Source organism: Enterobacter cloacae complex sp. P16RS2, assembly GCF_014982155.1.
Lineage (GTDB): Bacteria > Pseudomonadota > Gammaproteobacteria > Enterobacterales > Enterobacteriaceae > Enterobacter > Enterobacter cloacae_M.
In genome coordinates this window covers 19,832-35,347 of record NZ_JADCKW010000001.1, presented here as the reverse complement: position 1 = coordinate 35,347, position 15,516 = coordinate 19,832, and the positions used below count along the sequence as shown (strand labels likewise).

Here is a 15,516-nt window from a genome sequence, read left to right as displayed (position 1 = left end):
CGTGACGGTGCCAATGGACGTTTCTTACCTGCTCGACAGCCTTAATGACAAACAGCGTGACGCGGTTGCCGCCTCGCGTACCAACCTGCTGGTGCTGGCTGGGGCGGGCAGTGGTAAGACGCGCGTGCTGGTTCACCGTATCGCCTGGCTGCAGAGCGTGGAAAACTGCTCCCCGTACTCCATCATGGCGGTCACGTTCACCAACAAGGCGGCGGCGGAGATGCGCCACCGCATCGCCCAATTGATGGGCACCAGCCAGGGCGGCATGTGGGTCGGCACCTTCCACGGCCTGGCGCACCGCCTGCTGCGCGCGCACCACATGGACGCCAACCTGCCGCAGGATTTCCAGATCCTCGACAGCGAAGACCAGCTCCGCTTGCTGAAGCGCCTGATCAAGGCGATGAACCTCGACGAGAAGCAGTGGCCGCCGCGTCAGGCGATGTGGTACATCAACGGCCAGAAGGACGAGGGGCTGCGCCCGCACCACATTCAGAGCTTCGGCAACCCGGTCGAGCAGACCTGGCAGAACGTCTACAAGGCCTATCAGGAAGCGTGCGATCGCGCCGGTCTGGTGGATTTTGCCGAGCTGCTGCTGCGCGCCCACGAGCTGTGGCTCAACAAGCCGCACATCCTGCAGCACTACCGTGAACGCTTCACCAATATCCTGGTGGACGAATTCCAGGATACCAACAACATTCAGTACGCGTGGATCCGCCTGCTGGCCGGTGATACCGGCAAGGTCATGATCGTGGGCGACGATGATCAGTCGATTTACGGCTGGCGCGGGGCGCAGGTGGAGAATATCCAGCGCTTCCTCAACGATTTCCCAGGTGCACAGACCATCCGTCTGGAGCAGAACTACCGCTCAACCAGCAACATCCTGAGCGCGGCCAACGCCCTGATTGAAAACAACAACGGGCGTCTGGGTAAAAAGCTGTGGACCGACGGCGTCGACGGCGAACCGATTTCGATTTACTGCGCCTTCAACGAGCTCGACGAAGCCCGCTTCGTGGTGAACCGCATCAAAACCTGGCAAGACAACGGCGGCGCGCTGGAGCAGTGCGCCATTCTCTACCGCAGCAACGCCCAGTCGCGCGTGCTGGAAGAGGCGCTGCTGCAGGTGAGCATGCCGTACCGCATTTATGGCGGCATGCGATTCTTCGAACGTCAGGAAATCAAAGATGCGCTGTCGTATCTGCGCCTCATTGCGAACCGTAACGACGACGCGGCGTTTGAACGCGTGGTCAATACGCCGACCCGCGGGATTGGCGACCGCACGCTGGACGTGGTGCGTCAGGCCTCGCGCGATCGCCAGCTGACGCTGTGGCAGGCGTGCCGCGAGCTGCTGCAGGAAAAAGCCCTCGCTGGACGCGCCGCCAGCGCATTACAGCGCTTCCTTGAGCTGATTGACGCTCTGGCGCAGGAAACGGCCGACATGCCGCTGCACGTGCAGACCGACCGGGTGATTAAAGATTCCGGCCTGCGCACCATGTACGAGCAGGAGAAAGGCGAGAAGGGCCAGACCCGTATTGAGAACTTAGAGGAGCTGGTGACGGCAACGCGCCAGTTCAGCTACAACGAAGAAGACGAAGACCTGATGCCGCTGCAGGCGTTCCTCTCCCACGCCGCGCTGGAAGCGGGTGAAGGGCAGGCGGACACCTGGCAGGATGCGGTTCAGCTGATGACCCTGCACTCCGCCAAAGGTCTGGAGTTCCCGCAGGTGTTTATCGTCGGGATGGAAGAGGGGATGTTCCCGAGCCAGATGTCGCTGGATGAGGGCGGACGTCTGGAAGAGGAACGTCGTCTGGCCTACGTGGGCGTGACGCGTGCGATGCAAAAGCTGACGCTAACCTACGCCGAAACCCGCCGTCTGTACGGTAAAGAGGTTTATCACCGTCCGTCGCGCTTTATCGGCGAACTGCCGGAGGAGTGCGTGGAAGAGGTGCGTCTGCGGGCGAGCATCAGCCGTCCGGTCAGCCATCAGCGCATGGGATCGCCGATTGCGGAAACCGACACCGGCTACAAGCTGGGCCAGCGCGTGCGCCATTCGAAGTTTGGCGAAGGTACCATTGTGAATCTGGAAGGCAGCGGCGAGCACAGCCGCCTGCAGGTAGCGTTCCAGGGGCAGGGGATCAAATGGCTGGTGGCGGCCTATGCGAAGCTGGAAACAGTCTAACATTCAGAAAAATATCATTATTTTGTAATAATCTGCTAGCCTTATACAGTGAAGGTCAATTAATGCCCTTCAGCGTTCCGTTGCGTGTTGACGCCACAGTTATAGCTGGCGTAACATGCGCGCACGATTACGCTAAGAGGACATTCGCCTTGGACACACCCAGTAGATACTGGCTCAATTCCCTGTCATCCAGGAACAACTCCTAAGGCTATCTCCTCTTGCTGATGGCCTTAGTGGTTGTCAGCGACCTGCATTATTCCCGTCGCGCTGAGTCAGGCTGTTTAATGGTCTGAAACCCAATTTGTTTCTGTGTGCCCACCGAACTGTCCGATATTTTTTGCATTGGGAGTCCCGGTCATGTTGAGCGCATTTCAACTCGAAAATAACCGACTGACTCGGCTTGAAGCCGAAGAGTCACAGCCCCTCATTGATGCCGTATGGGTGGATCTGGTCGAGCCGGACGATGATGAACGCCTTCGCGTACAATCTGAACTGGGGCAAAGCCTGGCAACCCGCCCGGAACTGGAAGACATCGAAGCATCCGCGCGTTTTTTTGAAGACGAAGACGGTCTGCATATTCACTCCTTCTTCTTCTTTGAAGATGCGGAAGACCACGCGGGTAACTCCACCGTGGCGTTTACCATTCGCGACGGCCGTCTGTTTACCCTGCGCGAGCGCGAGCTGCCGGCATTTCGCCTCTACCGTATGCGCGCCCGCAGCCAGGCAATGGTGGACGGTAACGCTTACGAGCTGCTGCTCGATCTGTTCGAGACCAAAATTGAACAGCTGGCGGACGAAATTGAAAACATCTACAGCGATCTGGAAAAGCTTAGCCGCGTGATCATGGAAGGCCATCAGGGCGATGAATACGACGAAGCGCTCTCCACGCTGGCAGAGCTGGAAGATATCGGCTGGAAGGTGCGCTTGTGTCTGATGGATACCCAGCGCGCGCTGAACTTCCTGGTGCGCAAGGCGCGTCTGCCGGGCGGTCAGCTGGAGCAGGCGCGTGAGATCTTACGAGATATCGAATCCCTGCTGCCGCACAACGAATCTCTGTTCCAGAAGGTGAACTTCCTGATGCAGGCGGCGATGGGCTTTATCAACATCGAGCAGAACCGTATCATCAAGATCTTCTCGGTAGTGTCCGTGGTGTTCCTGCCGCCGACGCTGGTGGCGTCCAGCTACGGGATGAACTTTGAGTTTATGCCGGAGCTGAAATGGAGCTTTGGCTACCCGGGGGCGATTATCTTTATGATCCTCGCGGGGCTGGCGCCGTATCTGTACTTTAAGCGCCGGAACTGGCTGTAAAAATCTGGCGGGTGGCGCTGCGCTTACCCGCCTTACGATCGAATTCCCTCTCCCTGTGGGAGAGGGTTAGGGTGAGGGCAACATCACAGCCCTTTGCGCACCCTGCGCTGGGTATAAATCGCATCGGCAACGAAAATCGCCAGCGCCACCCAGATAAAGGCGAACGTTACCATCTTATCCGCCCCCGGCACCTCGCCGTAAAACACCACCGCCAGCAGGAACATCAGCGTCGGGCCAATGTACTGGAAGAAGCCCAGCGTGGAGAGACGCAGACGCGTCGCGGCACCGGTGAAGCACAGCAGTGGAATGGTGGTCACCACGCCCGCTGCCATCAGCATCAGGTTCAGCGACCACGGGTTGCTGCCCATATGGCTGGTGGCGCTGTCGGCGATGCCGAAGAGATAAATCGCCGCCACGGGCAGCAGCCACAGGGTTTCAAACAGCATTCCCGTCTGCGCTTCCACCGCAATCTTCTTACGCACCAGGCCGTAGAACGCAAAGCTGAACGCCAGGCCGAGGGCAATAATCGGCAGCGAGCCGAAGGTCCAGAGCTGCACCAGTACGCCGCAGAAGGCCAGAATCACCGCCACCCACTGCATCCGGCGGAAGCGCTCACCGAGGAAAATCATCCCCAGCACGATATTCACCAGCGGGTTAATGAAGTACCCCAGGCTCGCTTCGAGCATGTGATGATTATTCACCGCCCAGATAAACAGCAGCCAGTTGCCGCCAATCAGCACCGCTGAGAGCGCCAGCAGGAAAATCTTTTTCGGGGTTTGCAGCAGCGTTTTGACGCCCGACCACTGACGGCTGAGGCTCATCAGCGCAATCATAAAGAAGAATGACCAGATAACGCGGTGAGTCAGGATCTCATCGGCCGGAACGTAGGCGATAAGCTTGAAATACGCCGGGGCGATACCCCAAATAAAATAAGCGGCAAGGGCGAGTAAAACGCCCTGCCGCGTCTGTTTAGCATCCATCGGGAAAATCCGTTACAAAAAAGTGAATTAATTTTACCCGATTTTGCCGCCTCAACCCACCATATAAGTGGCGGTTGCGCTGGCGATATACACCTGTTCTTCGTTGTGTAATTCAACGCGCGCCACGGCAACTTTATTTCCCGCGCGCAGCAGGCTGCTGGTACAGGTAAAGCGATTTCCGCGCCCCGGGCGAAGATAGTCGACGCGCAAATCAATGGTGCCCATGCGCGCCAGACGCTGGCGGAGTTCGTCTTCGTTGATGGTGTCATGGCGGGTCAGCGTGCTGCCCACGCAGACCAGACCTGCCGCCACGTCCAGCGCGGAGGCAATCACGCCGCCGTGCAAAATGCTTTGCGCCCAGTTACCTACCATCATCGGCTGGTTGTTGAAGCTCAGCTGGGCAAAGTCTTTCTCGTAACGTTCCAGCTCCAGTCCCAGCGCGCGGTTAAACGGCATATGGTAAACAAAAATCTCGCCCACGAGTTTTAACACTTCTTCGGCGGTAAGCATGGCTGACATGAGGCATCACATCCTTATTGTTAACGAAATGTTGATTTTATGCCTCGGCAACAAGGAATTCCACTTTCAGAAACGAGGATGCAGCAGTTGTCGCAGAAGTCTGTAGAATGTTCGCCACATAACTATTCAGCTAATTTTACTCTTTTGCAGGAGAACACCACCGATGCGGACGTATCTGGCCTGGTTACTGGCGGCGGTTGCGCTGCCCCTCACAGCATATGCGCAGGAAGCGACGATTAAAGAGGTGCATGATAAACCTGCCGTTCACGGTAGCATTATCGCGAACCTTCTTCAGGAGCATGACAATCCGTTCACGCTCTATCCGTATGACACCAACTATGTGATTTATACCCAGACCAGCGATCTCAACAAAGAGGCGATAAGCTCCTATAACTGGTCTGATAATGCGCGTAAAGATGAGGTGAAGTTCCAGCTCAGCCTCGCGTTCCCGTTCTGGCGCGGTATTCTGGGGCCAAACTCGGTGCTCGGGGCGTCTTACACTCAGAAATCCTGGTGGCAGCTCTCTAACAGCGGAGAGTCCTCACCGTTCCGTGAAACCAACTATGAGCCGCAGCTGTTCCTCGGTTTTGCAACGGATTATGAGTTTGCGGGCTGGACGCTGCGTGACGTCGAAGTGGGCTTTAACCATGATTCCAACGGTCGCTCTGACCCGACATCCCGCAGCTGGAACCGTGCCTATACGCGCCTGATGGCGCAGAACGGTAACTGGATGGTGGAAGTGAAGCCGTGGTATGTGGTCGGCAGCACGGATGACAACCCGGACATCACCAAATATATGGGCTACTACCAGCTTAAAGTCGGCTATCAGTTAGGTGATGCCGTGCTCAGCGCCAAAGGCCAGTACAACTGGAACACCGGCTACGGCGGTGCGGAAGTGGGCTTAAGCTATCCAATGACGAAGCATGTCCGCATCTATACTCAGGTGTACAGCGGTTACGGCGAGTCGCTTATCGATTACAACTTCAACCAGACCCGCGTCGGCGTGGGCGTGATGCTGAACGATATTCTCTAGGCTGTTCGAATGTTTTTGCGTTAAACGTTGAAGTTTCTCTCTCAGGCGCTGAAAATAGCGCCTGTTTCATTTCTGGCATATGGGGTTAACGTGGCGCAGGCGGAAGTATTGAATCAGGAGTCGCTGGCTAAACAGGTTTTGCATGAAACCTTTGGCTACCAGCAGTTCCGCCCTGGCCAGGAAACCATCATTGAAACGGTGCTGGAAGGTCGTGATTGCCTGGTGGTAATGCCGACCGGCGGCGGTAAGTCCCTCTGTTATCAGGTGCCCGCGCTGGTGCTTAACGGCCTGACGGTCGTGGTATCCCCCCTTATTTCTCTGATGAAAGACCAGGTTGACCAGCTGCTCGCCAACGGCGTGGCGGCAGCCTGTCTTAACTCGACCCAAACCCGGGAGCAGCAGCAAGAGGTGATGGCCGGGTGCCGCACCGGGCAGATCCGCCTGCTGTATATCGCCCCGGAACGCCTGATGCTGGATAACTTCCTCGATCATCTCGCGCACTGGAATCCGGTCCTGCTGGCGGTAGATGAAGCGCACTGTATTTCCCAGTGGGGACACGATTTCCGCCCGGAATACGCCGCCCTCGGCCAGCTGCGTCAGCGCTTCCCCGAGCTGCCGTTTATGGCGCTTACCGCCACGGCGGATGACACCACGAGGCTGGATATCGTTCGCCTGCTCGGGCTGAACGACCCCTATATTCAGGTCAGCAGCTTCGACCGCCCAAACATCCGCTATATGCTGATGGAAAAGTTCAAGCCGCTGGATCAGCTCCTGCGCTACGTCCAGGAGCAGCGCGGCAAGTCCGGCATCATCTACTGCAACAGCCGTGCGAAGGTGGAAGACACCGCCGCGCGTCTGCAAAACCGCGGCTTTAGCGCCGCCGCCTATCACGCCGGGTTAGAGAACCACATCCGCGCCGACGTGCAGGAGAAATTCCAGCGTGACGACCTGCAGATCGTCGTCGCGACCGTGGCGTTCGGGATGGGCATCAACAAGCCGAACGTGCGCTTTGTGGTGCATTTCGACATCCCGCGCAATATCGAATCCTACTATCAGGAAACCGGCCGCGCCGGGCGTGACGGTCTGCCTGCGGAAGCGATGCTGTTTTACGATCCGGCCGATATGGCGTGGCTGCGCCGCTGTCTGGAAGAGAAGCCGCAGGGACAGCTGCAGGATATCGAGCGCCACAAGCTCAACGCGATGGGCGCGTTTGCCGAAGCGCAAACCTGCCGTCGTCTGGTGCTGCTCAACTACTTTGGTGAAGGGCGCCAGGAGCCGTGCGGCAACTGCGATATCTGCCTCGATCCGCCAAAGCAGTACGATGGCCTGATGGACGCGCGTAAGGCGCTCTCGACCATTTACCGTGTGAATCAACGCTTCGGGATGGGCTACGTGGTGGAGGTGCTGCGCGGCGCCAATAACCAGCGTATCCGCGATATGGGCCACGACAAGCTGCCGGTCTACGGCATTGGCAAGGAGCAGAGCCACGAACACTGGGTGAGTATTATTCGCCAGCTGATCCACCTTGGCTTCGCCACGCAGAACATTGCCCAGCACTCCGCCCTGCAGCTGACCGAGGCGGCGCGTCCGGTCCTGCGCGGTGACGTTGAGCTCAAGCTCGCCGTGCCGCGCGTCATCGCCCTGAAGCCACGCGTGATGCAGAAATCCTACGGCGGCAACTACGACCGCAAGCTGTTCGCCAAACTGCGCAAGCTGCGTAAAGCCATCGCCGACGAAGAAAATATCCCACCTTACGTGGTGTTCAACGACGCGACGCTGATCGAGATGGCCGAGCAGATGCCGCTCAGCGCCAGCGAGATGCTGAGCGTCAACGGCGTGGGAACACGCAAGCTGGAGCGCTTCGGTAAAGAGTTTATGGCACTCATCCGCTCTCACGCCGATGGTGATGATGAGGAGTAGTCAGCCGGGCGAAAAAGTGCCAGGATGATGACTCACTAAATTATTTCCCCGCGAGCTAATTATGTTAATGCTATTTCTCACCGTGGCGTTAGTGCACATCGTTGCGCTGATGAGCCCCGGCCCGGACTTTTTCTTCGTATCACAAACGGCCGTCAGCCGCTCTCGCAAAGAGGCGATGATGGGCGTGCTCGGTATCACCATGGGCGTTATGGTCTGGGCGGCCGTTGCGCTGCTCGGTCTGAACCTTATCCTGGCGAAGATGGCCTGGCTGCATAACATCATCATGGTCGGCGGCGGGCTGTACCTGTGCTGGATGGGCTACCAGATGCTGCGCGGGGCGCTGAAGAAAGAAGAGAAAAAACCGGAAGAACCAAAGGTGGAGCTGGCTACGGGCGGCCGCAGCTTTGTAAAAGGGCTGCTGACCAATCTGGCGAACCCGAAAGCCATTATCTATTTCGGCTCGGTGTTCTCGCTGTTTGTCGGCGATAGCGTCGGCGCGGGCGCACGCTGGGGAATCTTCCTGCTGATCGTCGTTGAAACCTTTGCCTGGTTTACCATCGTGGCCAGCCTGTTTGCCTTACCGGCGATGCGCCGCGGCTATCAGCGTATCGCGAAGTGGATTGACGGCTTCGCCGGCGCGCTGTTCGCCGGCTTCGGCATTCATCTCATCATTTCTCGCTAAGCGTGACGCGCTGACGCAAGCAGCGCGCCAACCAGCATAAACAGCGAGCCAAAGACTTTATTCAGGGCCTTCATCTGCTTAGGCCCTTTAATCCACGCCGCAATTCGCTGCGCCAGCGTTGCGTAACCAATCATCACGATGATATCGACGATAATGGTGGTCGCGCCCAGCACCACGTACTGCATCACCTGCGGCTGATGCGGAACGATAAACTGCGGGAACAGCGCGGCGAGGAAAACGATGCTCTTCGGGTTGGTCAGGTTGACGAATACCGCACGCTTAAACAGATGGCCGCGGTTTTGCGTCAGAGCCAGCGTATTCAGGTTAATGGAGCCTGCCGCGCGCCACTGCTGGATGCCGAGCCAAATCAGATACGCTGCCCCGGCCCATTTCAGCACCTCAAAGGCCAGCACGGAGCGGGAGAACAGGGTCCCCAGACCGATCCCGACCAGCACAATATGAATGCCCAGCCCGGTCTGCAAACCGGCAATCGACGCCGCCGCACCGCGATAGCCGTGATTGATGGAGGTGGTCATGGTGTTAATAGCCCCCGAGCCCGGAGAAAGGCTGAGGATAATGGATGTCAGCAGGTAGGCGAACCACCATTCGAAGGTCATTTGAAACTCCCGAACCGTCTATTTTTATGCCACAATACGCTATTATTGAGTCATTTTGTGACCGGTGACGAAAAAAACGATATTCCCTGGATTACGTGAGTGGAAACCCAATGTTTCAGCAGAAAAAGGACTGGGAAACACGAGAAAACGCTTTTGCTGCTTTCTCTATGGGGCCGCTGACCGATTTCTGGCGGCAGCGTGAGGAAGATGAGTTCACGGGCGTCGGGGGCGTCCCGGTGCGTTTCGTTCGTTTCCGAAATGAAAAAAATGACCGGGTGATTGTGGTCTGCCCCGGGCGTATTGAAAGCTACGTTAAATACGCCGAGCTGACCTATGACCTGGTCCATATGGGGTTCGATGTGCTGATCATCGACCACCGTGGACAGGGGCTGTCCGGACGTATGCTGCCGGACACGCATCGTGGGCACGTCGATCGCTTCAGCGATTACGTCGACGATTTTGCCGCGTTCTGGCAGCAGGAAGTGCAGCCCGGCCCCTGGCGCAAGCGGTATATTCTTGCGCACTCCATGGGCGGCGCCATTTCGACGCTGTTTTTGCAGCGTTACGCGCACGAGTGCGACGCCATTGCGCTCACCGCGCCGATGTACGGTATCGTCATCCGTTTTCCTGACTGGATGGTGCGCCATCTTCTTGACTGGGCTGAGGGCCATCAGCGCATTCGTGAAGGTTACGCCATTGGCACAGGACGCTGGCGCGCGCTGCCGTTCGCCATCAACGTCTTAACCCACAGCCGGCAGCGTTATCGCCGCAACCTGCGCTTTTATGCTGATGAACCACGCTTGCGCGTCGGCGGCCCGACCTGGCACTGGGTGCGGGAGGGGATTTTGGCCGGTGAGCAGGTGCTGGCGGGCGTAGGCGATGATGACACACCGACGCTTCTGATCCAGGCGGAAGAAGAGCGTGTGGTGGATAACCGCATGCATGACCGCTATTGTGAACTGCGCGCTGCAGCTGGTCACCCTTGTGAAGGGGGTAAACCGCTGGTCATTAGCGGCGCGTTCCATGAGATCCTTTTTGAAAAGGACGCTATGCGCTCAGTCGCGCTTAACGCCATTGTTGAATTTTTCAACAGGCATAATTGATTCTTGTTTTCCACCAGAGGTTGAAATCCCTATGTACCAGGTTGTTGCATCTGATTTAGATGGCACGCTGCTTTCCCCCGACCACACCCTGTCGCCTTACGCGAAAGAGACCTTAAAACTCCTGACTGCCCGTGGCGTGAACTTTGTGTTCGCCACCGGCCGCCACCACGTGGACGTGGGGCAGATCCGCGATAATCTTGAGATCAAATCGTACATGATCACCTCTAACGGTGCGCGCGTGCATGATACCGACGGCAATCTGATCTTTACCCACAATCTGGATCGCGATATTGCCGCCGATCTGTTCGGCGTGGTGCATAACAACCCGGCTATCGTCACAAACGTTTACCGCGACGACGACTGGTTTATGAACCGCCACCGTCCGGATGAAATGCGTTTCTTCAAGGAAGCGGTATTCAATTACTCCCTTTACGAACCAGGCCTGCTGGAGCCGGAAGGGATCAGCAAGGTGTTCTTCACCTGTGATAGCCACGAAGAGCTGCTCCCGCTGGAACAGGCGATCAACGCCCGCTGGGGCGATCGCGTCAACGTGAGCTTCTCAACCCTGACCTGTCTGGAAGTAATGGCGGGTGGTGTCTCCAAAGGTCACGCGCTGGAAGCGGTTGCGAAACGTCTGGGCTTCGGGCTGAAAGACTGTATCGCCTTCGGTGACGGCATGAACGACGCCGAGATGCTTTCGATGGCGGGCAAGGGCTGCATCATGCAGAACGCGCACCAGCGTCTGAAGGATCTGCACCCTGAGCTGGAAGTGATTGGTTCTAACGCTGACAACGCGGTACCGAAGTATCTGCGTAAACTGTTCCTTGAATAATCTTCATTAGGTTGTTTATTGCTCAGTTGTCAACTAAAGAGTTCGCTACAATGCCTCTCCTTCTTTCTGAGAGACAAGCATTGTGGCGCTACTCATTATCACCACTATCCTGTGGGCCTTCTCCTTTAGCCTGATTGGCGAATACCTTGCCGGTTCGGTCGACAGCTACTTCTCGGTGCTGATGCGCGTGGGGCTGGCGGCGCTGGTGTTCCTGCCGTTTCTGCGCACGCGCGGGCAATCGCTGAAAACGATTGTGCTGTATATGCTGGTGGGGGCGATGCAGCTCGGCATCATGTATCTGTTCAGCTTCCGGGCCTACGTCTACCTGTCCGTCTCCGAATTCCTGCTCTTTACCGTGTTGACGCCGCTCTATATCACGCTGATTTACGACCTGCTCAGCAGACGTCGTCTGCGCTGGGGATATCTGCTGAGCGCCGCGCTGGCGGTGATCGGCGCGGCGATTATTCGCTATGACAAAGTCAGCGATCACTTCTGGACCGGGCTGATGTTCGTCCAGCTCGCCAACATCAGTTTTGCTATCGGCATGGTGGGCTACAAACGCCTGATGGAAACCCGTCCGATGCCGCAGCATAACGCGTTCGCCTGGTTTTATATGGGCGCCGCGATTGTCGCGGTGGCGGCGTGGTTTATGCTCGGTAATCCGCAAAAGCTGCCGACCACCGCCGTGCAGTGGGGCGTTCTGGTCTGGCTGGGCGTAGTGGCGTCAGGGCTGGGGTACTTCATGTGGAACTACGGAGCTACGCAGGTAGACGCCGGTACGCTGGGGATCATGAACAACGTGCATGTCCCGGCAGGGCTGCTGGTCAATCTCGCCATCTGGCAGCAACAGCCGCACTGGCCGAGCTTTATTATTGGGGGAGCGGTGATCCTGGCTTCGCTGTGGGTCCATCGCCAATGGGTCGCTCCGCGCTCCGCACAAACGGAAGATGGTCGCACGCGTGGTTCCGCGCTGAGCGAATAAACGCCTCCGTAATCGGCTGACGCTGCTCGCCATCGCGCACGGCGGCGTACAGTCGACTCCACAGTCCTTCACCCAGGGTTTTGGTCTGCACCAGACCCTGGCGTTCAAAACTCTCCACCACCCAGTGCGGCAGCGCCGCGATACCCATTCTCGCCGCCACCATCTGAATCAGCAGCAGGGTGTTATCCACGCTTTTCAGCTGCGGGCTAATGCCTGCCGGCTGCAGGAAGTGGCGCCAGATATCCAGACGACTACGCTGGACCGGGTAAATCAGCAGCGTTTCTGTCGCCAGGTCTTCCGGCGTGATGCGCGTTTTGGCGGCCAGCGGGTGGTCCGGCGCCAGCACCAGGCGCACTTCATAATCAAACATCGGCGAATAGTGCAGGCCGCTGCGCGGCAGGATGTCAGAGGTCATGACCAGATCCAGCTCGCCCTGCTGCAGCGACGGCTGCGGGTCAAAGGTCACGCCGGATTTGAAGTCCATCTCCACCTGCGGCCACTTCTGGCGGAAGTTCTCAAGCGCGGGGGTCAGCCACTGAATACAGCTGTGGCACTCAATGGCGATGCGCAGTTTGGTCTGCTGCGGTTCGTTACACGCCTGCAGCGCGCTCGCGATTTGCGGCAGGACCTGATTCGCCAGCTGAAGGAGAATTTCACCCTGCGGCGTAAAGCGTAGCGGCTGGCTCTTACGCACAAAAAGACGGAAGCCGAGGCGTTGTTCCAGATCGCTGAACTGGTGAGAAAGGGCGGACTGGGTCTGGTGCAGCGTGGCCGCAGCCGCCGCGAGCGAACCGCAGTTCCGCAACGCTTGTAGCGTTTTCAGGTGTTTAATCTCGATCATGAAAGTCCTTCACTTCGCCATGAACATTTTGCGCTTGAGGAATATACAGTAACTGCCAATTATGGATGTGTAAACATCTGGATGGCTAAAATCCTTCGTCTTTTGAATTTATGGTGCGTTGGCTGCGTTTACTCACCCCGGTCACTTACTCATGTAAGCTTCCGGGGATGAGCAAACTTGCCGCCTTCCCTAAATTCAAAATCCAAAGGATTTACAATTAATTAGAGGAAGAAAACATGACAATCCGCAATCACACTCTCGGTTTCCCTCGCGTCGGCCTGCGTCGCGAGCTGAAAAAAGCGCAAGAAAGCTACTGGGCGGGTAATGCCACCCGTGAAGAGCTGCTGACGGTAGGACGCGAGCTGCGCGCCCGCCACTGGGATCAGCAAAAACAGGCGGGCATTGACCTGCTGCCGGTGGGCGATTTCGCCTGGTACGACCATGTTCTGACGACCAGCCTGCTGCTTGGCAACGTGCCGGCTCGTCATCAGAACAAAGATGGATCGGTAGATATCGATACCCTGTTCCGCATCGGCCGTGGCCGCGCGCCAACGGGGGAGCCAGCGGCAGCGGCGGAAATGACCAAGTGGTTTAACACCAACTATCACTATATGGTGCCGGAGTTTGTCAAAGGCCAGCAGTTCAGGCTGACCTGGACGCAGCTTCTGGACGAAGTGGATGAAGCGCTGGCGCTGGGCCACCAGGTGAAGCCGGTGCTGCTCGGGCCGGTAACGTACCTGTGGCTGGGCAAAGTAAAGGGCGAGCCGTTTGACCGACTCAGCCTGCTGAAGGATATTCTGCCGGTCTACAGACAGGTGCTGAGTGAGCTGGGCAAACGCGGCATTCAGTGGGTGCAAATCGACGAACCGGCGCTGGTGCTTGAGCTGCCGCAGGATTGGCTCGATGCCTTCAAACCGGCGTATGACGCGCTCACCGGTCAGGTAAAACTCCTGCTGACGACCTATTTTGAAGGCGTGACGCCGAACCTGAAGACCATTACCGCGCTGCCGGTTCAAGGCCTGCACGTTGATCTCGTACACGGTAAAGACGATGTCGCGGAACTGCACAAGCGCCTGCCAGCGGACTGGCTGCTCTCTGCCGGGCTGATCAACGGCCGTAACGTCTGGCGCGCCGATCTCACCGAGAAATACTCACAAATCAAAGACATCGTCGACAAACGTGAGCTGTGGGTGGCCTCATCTTGTTCCCTGCTGCACAGCCCGATCGATCTGAGCGTGGAAACGCGTCTGGATGCCGAGGTGAAAAGCTGGTTTGCCTTCGCCCTGCAAAAATGTGAAGAGCTAACGCTGCTGCGCGACGCGCTGAACAGCGGCGAAACGGCGGCGATTACCGAATGGAGCGCACCGATCCAGGCGCGCCGTCACTCGGCGCGCGTGCACAACCCGGCGGTGGAAAAACGCCTGGCGGCCATCACCGCCCGGGACAGCCAGCGTCAGAGTCCGTATGAGGTGCGCGCCGCAGCCCAGCGCGCCCGCTTCAATCTGCCCGCGTGGCCAACAACGACGATCGGTTCTTTCCCGCAAACAACGGAGATCCGCGGCCTGCGCCTGGACTTTAAAAAGGGCAATCTGGATGCGAATCACTACCGCACCGGTATCGCGGAACACATCAAGCAGGCGATTATCGAGCAGGAGCGCCTGGGGCTGGACGTGCTGGTGCACGGCGAGGCCGAACGTAACGACATGGTGGAATACTTCGGCGAGCACCTGGACGGCTTCGTCTTTACACAGAACGGCTGGGTGCAGAGCTACGGTTCCCGCTGCGTGAAGCCACCAGTCGTGATCGGTGACGTCAGTCGCCCGGAAGCGATCACCGTGGAGTGGGCGAAGTATGCCCAGTCCCTGACCGACAAGCCGGTAAAAGGGATGCTGACCGGTCCGGTGACCATTCTCTGCTGGTCGTTCCCGCGTGAAGACGTGACCCGTGAAACCATCGCCAAACAGATTGCCCTGGCGCTGCGTGATGAGGTGGCGGATCTGGAAGCGGCAGGCATTGGCATTATCCAGATTGACGAGCCGGCGCTGCGTGAAGGCCTGCCGCTGCGCCGCAGCGACTGGGATGCCTACCTGCAGTGGGGCGTGGAGGCGTTCCGCATCAACGCCGCGGTGGCGAAGGATGACACCCAGATCCACACCCACATGTGTTACTGCGAATTTAACGACATCATGGATTCGATTGCCGCGCTGGACGCCGACGTGATCACCATCGAGACCTCGCGTTCAGACATGGAGCTGCTGGAGTCGTTTGAAGAGTTCGACTACCCGAATGAAATCGGGCCGGGCGTGTACGACATTCACTCCCCGAACGTGCCGAGCGTGGAGTGGATTGAAGCCCTGCTGAAAAAAGCGGCCCAGCGCATTCCGTCAGAACGCCTGTGGGTGAACCCGGACTGCGGACTGAAAACCCGCGGCTGGCCGGAAACGCGCGCGGCGCTGGCGAACATGGTGAAGGCGGCGCAGAACCTGCGTCAGGCTTGATGATGCGTAGGCCCGGTAAGGCATA

General features: G+C 57.9%; 14 protein-coding genes. 10 read left to right on the top strand and 4 right to left on the bottom strand.

The window, feature by feature from the left end:
• The first annotated feature begins 13 nt into the window (after nucleotides 1–13).
• The 3 genes from uvrD (at nucleotide 14) to corA (ending at nucleotide 3,484) form a co-directional block, all read left to right on the top strand.
• Nucleotides 14–2,176: a DNA helicase II gene (gene uvrD / locus INF68_RS00160; protein ID WP_023333805.1), complete on the top strand. Its 2,163-nt coding sequence runs from the start codon at nucleotides 14–16 to the stop codon at nucleotides 2,174–2,176.
• Between the two features lie 149 nt (nucleotides 2,177–2,325).
• Complete coding sequence (ysgD, locus tag INF68_RS23125) at nucleotides 2,326–2,382, top strand: YsgD/CorL family protein (protein WP_212743980.1); 57 nt, start codon at nucleotides 2,326–2,328, stop codon at nucleotides 2,380–2,382.
• 151 nt (nucleotides 2,383–2,533) lie between these two features.
• Nucleotides 2,534–3,484 (top strand): magnesium/cobalt transporter CorA, encoded by a 951-nt coding sequence (gene corA, locus INF68_RS00155; protein WP_008501540.1) that lies wholly within the window; start codon nucleotides 2,534–2,536, stop codon nucleotides 3,482–3,484.
• An 83-nt stretch (nucleotides 3,485–3,567) separates the two neighbouring features.
• Here the strand turns inward: corA and rarD are convergent, their stop codons facing one another.
• Both rarD and yigI read right to left on the bottom strand, forming a co-directional pair.
• Nucleotides 3,568–4,464, bottom strand: a complete 897-nt coding sequence (rarD, locus tag INF68_RS00150) for an EamA family transporter RarD (protein WP_023309622.1) — start codon at nucleotides 4,462–4,464, stop codon at nucleotides 3,568–3,570.
• Nucleotides 4,465–4,515: 51 nt separating this feature from the next.
• Nucleotides 4,516–4,983, bottom strand: coding sequence for an acyl-CoA thioesterase YigI (yigI, locus tag INF68_RS00145; protein WP_008501538.1), 468 nt, complete (start codon nucleotides 4,981–4,983; stop codon nucleotides 4,516–4,518).
• Between the two features lie 163 nt (nucleotides 4,984–5,146).
• Between yigI and pldA the strand changes: the two genes are divergently transcribed.
• From pldA to rhtC, 3 genes are all read left to right on the top strand, one after another.
• Nucleotides 5,147–6,016 carry a phospholipase A gene (gene pldA, locus INF68_RS00140; protein WP_045357184.1) on the top strand — a complete coding sequence of 290 codons (870 nt, stop codon included), beginning with the start codon at nucleotides 5,147–5,149 and terminating at the stop codon, nucleotides 6,014–6,016.
• Nucleotides 6,017–6,106: 90 nt separating this feature from the next.
• A complete protein-coding gene (recQ, locus tag INF68_RS00135) occupies nucleotides 6,107–7,936 on the top strand; it encodes an ATP-dependent DNA helicase RecQ (protein ID WP_029741834.1) in 1,830 nt (609 codons plus the stop codon).
• A gap of 61 nt (nucleotides 7,937–7,997) precedes the next feature.
• Complete coding sequence (gene rhtC / locus INF68_RS00130) at nucleotides 7,998–8,618, top strand: threonine export protein RhtC (protein ID WP_010426287.1); 621 nt, start codon at nucleotides 7,998–8,000, stop codon at nucleotides 8,616–8,618.
• Here the strand turns inward: rhtC and rhtB are convergent.
• On the bottom strand, nucleotides 8,615–9,235 hold the full coding sequence (gene rhtB, locus INF68_RS00125) for a homoserine/homoserine lactone efflux protein (protein WP_045357175.1): 621 nt from the start codon (nucleotides 9,233–9,235) through the stop codon (nucleotides 8,615–8,617). The two genes, rhtC and rhtB, sit on opposite strands and share 4 nt — an antisense overlap.
• Before the next feature lie 110 nt (nucleotides 9,236–9,345).
• On the opposite strand from rhtB, the gene pldB reads away from it, so the two are divergent.
• From pldB to INF68_RS00110, 3 genes are all read left to right on the top strand, one after another.
• A complete protein-coding gene (gene pldB, locus INF68_RS00120; protein ID WP_126787374.1) occupies nucleotides 9,346–10,338 on the top strand; it encodes a lysophospholipase L2 in 993 nt (330 codons plus the stop codon).
• Between the two features lie 31 nt (nucleotides 10,339–10,369).
• Complete coding sequence (gene yigL, locus INF68_RS00115; protein ID WP_029741831.1) at nucleotides 10,370–11,170, top strand: sugar/pyridoxal phosphate phosphatase YigL; 801 nt, start codon at nucleotides 10,370–10,372, stop codon at nucleotides 11,168–11,170.
• 82 nt (nucleotides 11,171–11,252) lie between these two features.
• Nucleotides 11,253–12,152, top strand: coding sequence for a carboxylate/amino acid/amine transporter (locus INF68_RS00110; protein WP_126787375.1), 900 nt, complete (start codon nucleotides 11,253–11,255; stop codon nucleotides 12,150–12,152).
• Here the strand turns inward: INF68_RS00110 and metR are convergent.
• Entirely contained in the window at nucleotides 12,040–12,993 is a 954-nt protein-coding gene (gene metR, locus INF68_RS00105) for an HTH-type transcriptional regulator MetR (protein ID WP_023309616.1), read from the bottom strand. The genes INF68_RS00110 and metR overlap by 113 nt on opposite strands.
• A 236-nt stretch (nucleotides 12,994–13,229) precedes the next feature.
• On the opposite strand from metR, the gene metE reads away from it, so the two are divergent.
• A complete protein-coding gene (gene metE, locus INF68_RS00100; RefSeq protein WP_126787377.1) occupies nucleotides 13,230–15,491 on the top strand; it encodes a 5-methyltetrahydropteroyltriglutamate--homocysteine S-methyltransferase in 2,262 nt (753 codons plus the stop codon).
• Nucleotides 15,492–15,516 lie beyond the last annotated feature (25 nt).